Raw genomic sequence first — 9,625 nt, 5'->3', positions numbered from 1 at the left:
GCCTCGACGGCCTGCTGCACATCACCGACATGAGCTGGAAGCGCATTCGCCACCCCAAGGAAATGATCACCATCGGTCAGGAACTGACCCTGAAGGTGCTCTCCTTCGACCGCGACAACAACAAGGTTTCCCTGGGCCTCAAGCAGCTTGTGCCCGATCCGTGGCAGGACATCTCTGCCCGCTTCCCCGAAGGTGCCAAGTGCAGCGGCAAGGTCACCAACCTGGTTGACTACGGCGCGTTTGTGGAACTGGAACCCGGCGTTGAAGGCCTGGTTCACATTTCCGAAATGTCCTGGACCCGCAAGCTGCGTCATCCTTCCCAGATGGTTCACACCGGCGACGAAGTGGACGTGGTCATTCTGGGCGTGGACGGCGACAAGAAGCGCATCAGCCTCGGCATGAAGCAGGTTCGCCCCAATCCCTGGGAACTGGTTGCTGAAAAGTACCCCGAAGGCACCATCCTTGAAGGCGTCATCAAGAACATCACCGAATTCGGCATGTTCATTGGCATCGAGGACGGCATCGACGGCCTTATCCACGTTTCCGACATTTCCTGGACCAAGAAAGTGCGTCATCCCAACGAACTGTACAAGGTGGGCGACACCGTGCAGGCCAAGGTGCTGACCGTGGATCAGGAAAACGAAAAGTTCACCCTCGGCGTCAAGCAGCTGGTGGACGATCCGTGGGGACACGTGCCCAACACCTACCCCGTGGGCTGCACCATCAAGGGTATCGTGACCAACATCACCGACTTCGGCCTCTTTGTTGAAGTGGAAGAAGGTATTGAAGGTCTGGTGCATGTTTCCGAACTTTCCAGCAAGAAAGTGAAGACCCCCGCCGAGATCTACAAGGAAGGCCAGGAAATCCAGGCCAAGGTTATCCATGTCAGCGCTGAAGAGCGCCGCCTGGGCCTTTCCATCAAGCAGATCAAGGACGAAGAAGAACGCCGCAAGCCCAAGGAATTCCATTCCGGCCCGCAGGAAGCTGGCCAGAGCCTGGGCGATCTGCTCAAGCAGAAGTTTGAAGAAAGCGAAAACAGCTAGTCTGTTATTGCTTCAAGATACAAAAGGGCGTTCCCGCAAGGGAGCGCCCTTTCTTGTTCTTGATGTATAAAAATGCCGCGCACGGCCAAAAAAGCCTGGGCAGTTCCACGTATTGCTTCGGGCGCACCCAGGGCAAAAAATGTCTGTGAAGCGACTAAGCCACTTGCGCAGGATAAACGCCCGCGCTCAGGCCAGTTTGAGCAGGGCAGCCCCGCCCACCACCAGCACGACCGAAACGCCCCGCAGCGGCGTAAAGCGCTCGCCAAGCAGCCACATTGCCAGCAGCATGCCAAAAATCACCGAGGTTTCCCGCAGTGCCGCCACAACAGCAATGGGCGCAAGGGTCATGGCCCACAGCGCAATACCATACGAGCCCATGCTGGCAAGGCCCCCCAGCGTGCCCACCACAAGCCGCTTGCGGGCATAACCCGCATAGCTCAGCCCGTGTCGCCACAAAATATACAGTTGCACCGGCAGCGCGTTGACCAGAAAAATCCAGGTGGTGTAGGTAGCCGCATGGCCGCTTTCGCGGGCCCCAAGGCCATCGGCAAGGGTGTAGCCCATAATGATGCACGAGGTGCGCAGAGAGATGAAAACCTCGCTCCAGCCGTATCCCCGCCGCATATTGTCCGTACCCAGACATAAAATCCCGGCGCAGAGGGTCAACACCCCGCACCATGCCCCCACAGACATGTTCACGCCAAAGGCAAGCAGGGCCAGCGACGTGAGCAAAGGCGCGCAGCCGCGCATGACGGTGTAGGCAAAAGACATGTCCACCCGCTCATAGGCTACGGAAATGCAGATGTAGTAACCGAGGTGGCACAAACACGACATGCCAAGGTAGGGCCAGGCGCTCTGCGCCAAAGGCGGTAAAAAAGGCAGCAGACACAAGGCCCCCACACAGGCTCCAAAAGCATTCAGACCTGTCTCAAAAAGCTTGTTTTCACCACTTTTGACAATGATATTCCACAGCGCGTGCAGAAAAGCCGCAAACAGTATGGCCAGCAGTATAAACGGTAACATACTTTTTACTATGCCATTATGAGAGTGATGCCAAGAATTCCATTTAGCGCAACACAAGCAATTAAATTTTTAAATCATCAATTTCATGCATATTTGTTTACTTAAATTTATAATAATACACAATTAATTGTTTAAAATACCACATAAACATAGACATGTTGAAGACATTGTTTGTAAATCACGCATACGTTCTTGCCTTGCGTAAATCATTACTGTAACTTTTTATGCAGCAAATACCATTTTTCAACCAGTACATATATTAGTTTACATAATATATCGAAAAAATAAGATACACAGCAGCTTTAGTGGCTGATGCGGAAAGAGGAATAAATACGATAAGGAACGTCGCCCAGAACCCATAACAAGGCTGGTTACCATGTTGCGCAGTGTCGTTTTTCCATTGCTTCTTTTCCTTGCGCTGGTGGCAAATGGAGCTTCATCGTCACAGGCCTGCACAAGCCTGCGTGTCAAAACAACAGACGGCGGCATATTTTATGCCCGCACCATGGAATTTCCCACATCGCCCACGGCCGTTGTTGCCATTTTTCCCCAGGGTACCCCCATGCGGGGAACCCTGCCGGACGGCAAGGACGGCGGCCTCACCTGGACAGCCAAGTACGGTTTTGTAGGCATGCGCGATTATGCCCCGCCCATTGTCAGCGACGGCATGAACGAAAAGGGCCTGGTTGTTGGCATGCTGCTGTTTCCCGGCTTTGCCGGTTACCAGTCTTATGATCCTGCCCTTGCGGCAAAAACCATAGCCAATTTTGAAGTGGCCAACTGGATGCTTTCCAGCTTTGCCACGGTGGACGAGGTACGCGAGGGCCTCAAGGGCGTTCGCGTATGCGAGGCCCCCCTGCCGCTTCCCGGTGGCGCTACGCTGCCTCTGCACTATGCCGTACACGATGCCGCTGGCGGGTGCATCGTGGTTGAGTACACCGAGGGCCAGCTCAAGGTGTACGACAACCCGCTGGGGGTCATGACCAATTCGCCGCCCTTTGACTGGATGCTTATCAACCTCTCCAACTACGTGAATCTCTCTGCCACGGGCGTTCCCAAGCTTGATCTGGCGGGCTTCAGCATTCACCAGACTGGTCAGGGCTCCGGCATGCTGGGGCTGCCGGGCGATTTCAGCCCGCCGCACCGCTTTGTGCGCACGGTCGCGCTTGCACAGGCCTCGCTGCCGGTCACAGGGCCGGACAACGGCGTTACTCTGGCCATGACCCTTATCGACAGCGTGGACATTCCCAAGGGAACAGTACGGCAGGCCACGCCCAACGGCGACAACTATGATGTTACCGTATGGTCGGTGGTGGGTGATACCCAACGCCTGCGCTACTACTTCCGCACCTACGACAACAAGAACTGGTTTATGGTCGATGTAGCCCGTGCATTGAATGATGCCAAGGCTCCCGCCGCCATTCCTGTGGGTGGGCAGCCCTCGTACACCGACGTAACGGGCACGGCCCGCCCCGCGCAGTAACCGCAAACCAACATGGCAAGTGAGGAGAAAAGCATGACCCGTATTCTGTGCCGCGCTGTTCTTGTTCTGCTGTGTCTGGCCTGCGCCATGCCTGGCCCGGCCCCTGCCAGCGCCGCCGAGGGCGCTGCCAGCGCCAACGACCTTAAAATTGTGCTGGTTCCCTATGGCTGGATAACCGGATTTTCTGGCAAATTTGGCGCAAGGGGCTATGAAACCAACGTATCCAACAACTTTGCCCAGATTGATAAGTACCTCAATTTTGCTGCCATGGCCCACATGGAAGTGATCTACCGCGATACCGTGGGGCTGCTGGGCGAATTCAACTATGCCCGCCTGGGTGACCAGACCTCGCGCAAGGGCGTGGGCCTGGACGGACAAATGTCCTTTACCATGACCGATCTTGCCGCCTTTTACCGGCTTGGCAACTTTGCCCTGGGGCAGCAGGGCAGCACCGCAAGTTTTGACCTGCTGGCCGGTGCGCGCATCTGGACGCTGGACATGAAACTGAGCGCCGAATACATGCAGATGGGCGATTCTGTACACATGCAGAAAAGCTGGGTAGATCCCACCATCGGGGCGCGTACAAACATACGCTTCAACGACAGATGGTACGCCGAACTGCGCGGCGGCGTGGGCGGTTTTGGCGCAAGCTCTACCTTTACGTGGGATACCATGGCCCTGATTGGCTACAACTTTTGGGAAAACGCCACGGTACTTGGCGGTTACCGTGCGGTGGGCCTGAATTATGAAAGCGGCAGCGGCAGAAATAATTTCAAGGCAAATGCCACGCTGCATGGCCCCGTAATTGGACTGGCCTTTACATTTTAGGTCATATTCTCAGGCCACAATTATAATGCCGGTTGGAACCGTCCTCCATATGAGATCTGGCAGTTCCAACCGGCGTAAACATCATGTTTGCATTCCTGCACTGTCTGAACAATACAGTTGCCAACCACCAGATGTGTTTTGACTGCACGGGCAAAAATTACTACCATCCGGGCACTGGCCGCACGGGTTCCATATACTTGTGCGGCTGACCGTTTTTTTGCCCCAAACCACAGCGCCACGCGGAAGCAGTCATGCAAAAAGTTTTAATTGTCGAAGACAGCCGTACAACCGCGCGATTCATGGCGCACAATCTCAAGGAACAGCTGGGGCTTGCCTTCGACTGCGCTGAAAGCCTCGACGAGGCCATGCACCTGTTGCAAACAGATGCTTCGCAGTATTTTCTTGCCCTGTGCGACCTCAATCTGCCTGATGCCCCCAATGGCGAAGTTGTACCGGCAATTCTCGCCCAAAATATCCCCGTGGTTGTGGTGAGCGCCACATTTGACGAAAATATATATAAACGCCTTATGTTGCAGGGTGTTACAGACTATATTGTCAAGCGCACACCAGACGACATGATGTACCTGATGCGCGTGGTGCGGCGTCTGCGCGCCAACAGCGGCGTGGAAGCCCTGATCGTGGACGACTCAAACCTTTGGTGCATGCAGGTTTCAGAGCTCTTGCGGCGGCAGCGCATTACGGCATATACCGCAGGCAACGGCTTTGAGGCCCTGCAGCTGCTCAAAGAGCACCCCGGCATACGTATTGTGCTGGCCGACCACTACATGCCCGGCATGGACGGCATGGAGCTGACCGCCGCCATACGCAAAAGCCACACCATGGACGAGCTGTCCATCATAGTTATCTCGGTGGGCACTGATGCGGGCGCGCGCTTTCTCAGGTCGGGGGCCAACGACTATGTTTTCAAAACAGCATCGTTTGAAGAGCTGCTGTGCCGCATAGCCATGAACCTTGACATACAGGACCTGATTCGCAACAACCGCGCCCTTGCCGAGCGCGATGCCCTCACCAATCTGCTGGTGCGCCGCCAGTTTTTTGTGCTGGCGCAAGAAGCAGTGGCCGAGGCACGCAAAGAACGCCACAGTATTTGCGCGGCCATGATAGACGTGGATTACTTCAAGCAGGTAAACGACCGCTACGGCCATTTGGCGGGCGATATTGCCCTGCGCCAGCTTGGAGCCATGCTGCGCGACACGTTTCCCGCGCCGTTCATATGTGGCCGCTACGGCGGAGAGGAATTTTGTGTCGTCGCACCGGGTGTGGAAAAGCAGGACTTTGTTCAACGGCTGGAGAGTTTTCGCAGCTCTGTGAGCTCAAAACCCGTACAGATCGGCGCTCTCAGTATTGCCATCTCTGTTTCCATAGGCATGGCCGAGCAGCGCGCAAACGACCTTGAAACGCTCATAAGCGCCGCTGACAGCGAGCTTTATACGGCCAAACGCGAAGGCCGCGACAGGTTTGTGTGGCAGCACTAAGGCCCGCAAACACCCAACCGTCTAAATCTCCTTTGAAAGGACCAACCATGCACTGCCAGCACCTTCTGTTCGACCCGGCCCGCATTCCTTCGCCCTGCTTTGTGCTGGATGAGGCCCAACTTGCGGCCAATGCCGCCATTCTGAACACGGTTCAGGAGCGCACGGGTGCAAAAATTCTGCTGGCTCTCAAGGGCTATGCAGCCTGGGCCACGTTTCCGCTGCTTTCGCGCAGCAAGGGGCACGGCCCCCTGTGGGGCGCGTGCGCCAGCTCTGTGGACGAAGCCCGCCTTGCGCGCGAAGACTTTGGCGGTGAGGTACACGCCTTTGCCGCAGCCTGGAACCGGCGCGAAATGGCCGAGCTGCTCACCCTTGTTGACCACATTGTGTTCAACTCTGTGGCGCAGTGGCGCGAGTTTGCCCCGGCAGTGGCCATGCAGAACAAAAGCCGTTGCCCTGACCGCCAGATTCAGTGCGGCCTGCGCATCAACCCGGAGCATTCCGAGGGGGCCACGGCCATCTACAATCCGTGCGCGCCCGGTTCACGCCTGGGCATCCGGCCAAGGCACTTTGATCCTGCCGCTCTGGAGGGCATTTCCGGCCTGCATTTTCACACTCTGTGCGAACAGGGGGCAGACGCGCTTGAACGCACCCTGGCGGCCGTAGAACGCCATTTTGGGGCATGGCTGCCCCAGTGCCGCTGGATAAACATGGGCGGCGGCCACCACATCACCAAACCCGGCTACGACCTTGACCTGCTCTGCCACTGCCTGAACACGTGGCGCGACCGCTACAATGCGCAGATATACCTGGAGCCCGGTGAAGCCGTGGCCCTTGATGCTGGCTGGCTTGTGGCCACCGTGCTTGATGTAGTGCAGGCAGATATGCCCGTGGCCATTCTGGATATTGGCGTACCCTGCCACATGCCCGATGTGATCGAAATGCCCTACCGCCCCCGCGTGCGCTATGAGTTTGACGGAGTGGCCGAGCTGGCGGGCGAAGCGGCCGAAAAAACCTGGACATGCCGCCTCGCAGGCAAATCGTGCCTTGCGGGTGATGTGGCCGGTGAATATTCGTTCAACGCGCCGCTTGTGCCAGGCCAAAGGCTGGTCTTTGAAGACATGGCCATTTACAGCATGGTCAAAACCACCACATTCAACGGGCTGCGGCTGCCCTCCATCGGCATTTGCGAGGCCGACACGGCTGGAGAAACACGCTTCAGGATGCTGCGTGAATTCGGCTACCAGGACTTCAGAACGCGGCTTTCGTAACGACTTGCAAATCATCACTTTTACACAAATGCAGAAGGGCCCGGATCAATGATCCGGGCCCTTCATTTGTACTTCCCTGTGGGGGGAGGACAGTGGAAAATTTGTCTATAACGAGCACTTTTGCCGTTACTTGGATTACACGCCTTTAACGGACCGATGTCAAAACAAACCTTTTACAGCAAGCTATGAGGCCGGAGCCTTGGGCGCGCCAAGGGCAGAACCGTCCCGCGTCTGGGCGGCTCCGTTGGTCATCGGCTGGCCGCCATCGTTGGCGGGCTGCGCTGTAACGCCGGGCTGGGCGGCCTGACCGGCCACATCTGTGCCCTGGTTTTCGCCAAGCTGCCAGGGGGTACTGCTGCGGGCCATGGGTATGTCGCTTGATCCTGCGGGGTAACTGTGCGGGGGCAGTTCTTCTGCCTGATGCACGCCCTCAACCTTGTGCCGGGCAACCATGGAAGGCTCGTCCATGCCAGGATCGCGCTTGATGCGGGTCATCAGCAGGCCTGGCTCCGGGTCCATGAGGCCCGCAAGATAGTCGCTCACCGTCACAAAACGCTGGCAACCGCCAGCCCGCAGATCGCGGACAATACGCGGCAGATCATCAACCGTGCGTTTGTGCGAATCGTGAAACAAAAAGATACCGCGCAGGGTTCCCGGCGCGTACACCGTGCCACGGTTGTTGCGCAGGGTGGCATAATTGTCGGGCAGACGCTGCCAGTCGCGGCTGTCCATGGACCAGAGCATCACCGACAGCCCCAGGCTTTCAGCCACTTTTTCGGTATAGGCATCAAACGAGCCGTAGGGCGGGCGCATGAACAGGGGCGTGGCCCCAAGATTGCGCAAAATGGTGTCTGTGCGGCGCAGCTCTTCTTCTTTGCGGGCAGGGCTTACAGCACGCAGATTGGGGTGCGAATACGAGTGGTTGCCCACCTCATGCCCCTCGGCGAGAATGCGCTTTACAATGTCGGGATGCCGCTCGGCCTGATTGCCCAGCAAAAAAAACGTGGCTGGGATGCCGTATTCTTCCAGCATGTCCAGCAGATGCGGCGTGTTTATAGATGGGCCGTCGTCAAAGGTGAGAGCGCACAGGTTTTCGCGCATGGGTTGATCCATGATCGTGTTGCCACCCACCACACGCGCCTGCACGGGCTGCGCAACGACAACAACCGCAAGACAAAAAACTGAAAGCCACAACCTATTGAAAACAGATCTCATTTTCTCATGCCTCAGCAACGGATTACCCAGAACAGAAAACCGCCTCTGCGGCGGCCCTTCCTTGCTTACTCTCAAGCGCCTGAGGCGCGAAAAAAGCGGAATTCAGCTATCTGCACTGTGCTAAAGCAGCTCTAGCACTCCGCAAGAGGCTCCGCAACAACGCCATTGCGGGGTTTAAAAAATATTTTTTGACAATTTCTTTAAAATTCAGATGTTTAAGAAAATAGCCTTGTAAAAATTTTTTTACTTTAAAATTTATGCTTGACTCTGAGGGGGTGTTTGCGTAGAACTCGAATTCGCCGGGGGGGCAGTTAGCTCAGCTGGTAGAGCACCGCCTTCACACGGCGGGGGCCACAGGTTCAAGTCCTGTACTGCCCACCATCCCAAAAACGGAGCGGTAGTTAAGTCGGTTATAACGCCGGCCTGTCACGCCGGAGGCCGAGGGTTCGAGTCCCTTCCGCTCCGCCAGAAGTCACCGGGAGGTCAGATCACTGACCTCCCGTTTCTTTATTTTTAAAGCTGCGCATATTTTTCAGGGCCGCCCACTACTGTGGACGGCCCTGTTTTTTGGGGCTAAACGGCGCAATAGCAAACGAAGAAGGCTGGCTCTACACCAAAGACAGGGGCAAGCCACCGTCAACGGGCAGATTTTCCGACAGGTTTCTGATCAATTCCCCAGCCATCTCAGCAGCACAAAACGCGCACACGCAGGCGGTAGTTTTCAAAGCTACGAAAGCCATACGCACGCCGCTGAATCAACTTCATCTTTCGGTGAAAACCCTCTGTGATGCCGTTATGCTGGGTAAAACGGAACATTCTGGCCACTTCTTCGCGCCAACTATGAGCTTTAGCTCAAAGAGGGGGGGATAGCATCCCAACAGAAAGCCTAACACTCTCCGCCATCAACACCGAGCGGCAGAAGGCAACAACACAATGTCCCCTACTCCCGCATTTTTTTGTACAGCTCTTTTGAGGTGGACAAATCTTTCTCGAGCTTTTTGATCTGCCGGTCTTGATAGGCGGATTCAACTTGCAAGTGCAACACCCTCAAAGTTGAATGAAAAGGCAAGGTGGTATAGCCCTTTAGCCTCTCCATCCAACCAAAGATTGAAGGGCGTATGGGCTATGCACACCTTGCCAGGGAAGAACGGTACTACATCTGCCAGGCAGTGAAAAGTGGAACGTCACTGAGGGCCATAGCCAAAGCGATAGGCCGTAGCGTCTCAACTGTAAGCCGCGAACTTGCGCGAAATACCGGGGCGCGTGGCT

The 9,625-nt window shown here is 56.1% G+C and carries 8 protein-coding genes, 2 tRNA genes and 1 pseudogene; 8 read left to right on the top strand and 3 right to left on the bottom strand.

Features of this window, described 5'->3' with window-relative positions:
- Positions 1–1,043, top strand: a 1,043-nt coding sequence (locus ACE3NW_RS11855; protein WP_374283659.1) for a S1 RNA-binding domain-containing protein, incomplete at its 5' end; no start/stop codon positions are given.
- Positions 1,044–1,229: 186 nt separating this feature from the next.
- On the opposite strand, the gene ACE3NW_RS11850 is transcribed toward ACE3NW_RS11855, so the two are convergent.
- On the bottom strand, positions 1,230–2,066 hold the full coding sequence (locus ACE3NW_RS11850; protein ID WP_374283657.1) for an EamA family transporter: 837 nt from the start codon (positions 2,064–2,066) through the stop codon (positions 1,230–1,232).
- Positions 2,067–2,442: 376 nt separating this feature from the next.
- On the opposite strand from ACE3NW_RS11850, the gene ACE3NW_RS11845 reads away from it, so the two are divergent.
- The 4 genes from ACE3NW_RS11845 (at position 2,443) to nspC (ending at position 7,141) form a co-directional block, all read left to right on the top strand.
- Positions 2,443–3,549 carry a linear amide C-N hydrolase gene (locus tag ACE3NW_RS11845; protein WP_374283654.1) on the top strand — a complete coding sequence of 369 codons (1,107 nt, stop codon included), beginning with the start codon at positions 2,443–2,445 and terminating at the stop codon, positions 3,547–3,549.
- A 33-nt stretch (positions 3,550–3,582) separates the two neighbouring features.
- On the top strand, positions 3,583–4,377 hold the full coding sequence (locus ACE3NW_RS11840; protein WP_374283652.1) for a hypothetical protein: 795 nt from the start codon (positions 3,583–3,585) through the stop codon (positions 4,375–4,377).
- A 251-nt stretch (positions 4,378–4,628) separates the two neighbouring features.
- Entirely contained in the window at positions 4,629–5,873 is a 1,245-nt protein-coding gene (locus ACE3NW_RS11835; protein ID WP_374283650.1) for a diguanylate cyclase, read from the top strand.
- Positions 5,874–5,920: 47 nt separating this feature from the next.
- Complete coding sequence (gene nspC, locus ACE3NW_RS11830) at positions 5,921–7,141, top strand: carboxynorspermidine decarboxylase (RefSeq protein WP_374283648.1); 1,221 nt, start codon at positions 5,921–5,923, stop codon at positions 7,139–7,141.
- Between the two features lie 183 nt (positions 7,142–7,324).
- Here nspC and ACE3NW_RS11825 read toward each other — a convergent pair whose 3' ends face one another.
- The gene (locus ACE3NW_RS11825; RefSeq protein WP_374283646.1) at positions 7,325–8,254 is read right to left on the bottom strand and encodes a polysaccharide deacetylase family protein; all 930 of its coding nucleotides are present in this window, start codon (positions 8,252–8,254) and stop codon (positions 7,325–7,327) included.
- A gap of 407 nt (positions 8,255–8,661) precedes the next feature.
- Between ACE3NW_RS11825 and ACE3NW_RS11820 the strand changes: the two genes are divergently transcribed.
- Positions 8,662–8,737 (top strand) — tRNA-Val (locus ACE3NW_RS11820).
- A 10-nt stretch (positions 8,738–8,747) separates the two neighbouring features.
- Positions 8,748–8,824 (top strand) — tRNA-Asp (locus ACE3NW_RS11815).
- A 216-nt stretch (positions 8,825–9,040) separates the two neighbouring features.
- Here the strand turns inward: ACE3NW_RS11815 and ACE3NW_RS11810 are convergent.
- Positions 9,041–9,199 (bottom strand): annotated as a pseudogene (locus ACE3NW_RS11810) (transposase); the annotation flags it as partial.
- Between the two features lie 275 nt (positions 9,200–9,474).
- Between ACE3NW_RS11810 and ACE3NW_RS11805 the strand changes: the two are divergent.
- Positions 9,475–9,625: helix-turn-helix domain-containing protein (locus tag ACE3NW_RS11805; RefSeq protein ID WP_374279632.1), on the top strand; the 151-nt coding region annotated here is incomplete at its 3' end.

The organism is Desulfovibrio sp. (genome assembly GCF_041907885.1).
GTDB lineage: Bacteria > Desulfobacterota > Desulfovibrionia > Desulfovibrionales > Desulfovibrionaceae > Desulfovibrio.
The sequence above is the reverse complement of the archived record's forward strand: the minus strand, read 5'-3'. Positions and strand labels throughout refer to the sequence as shown.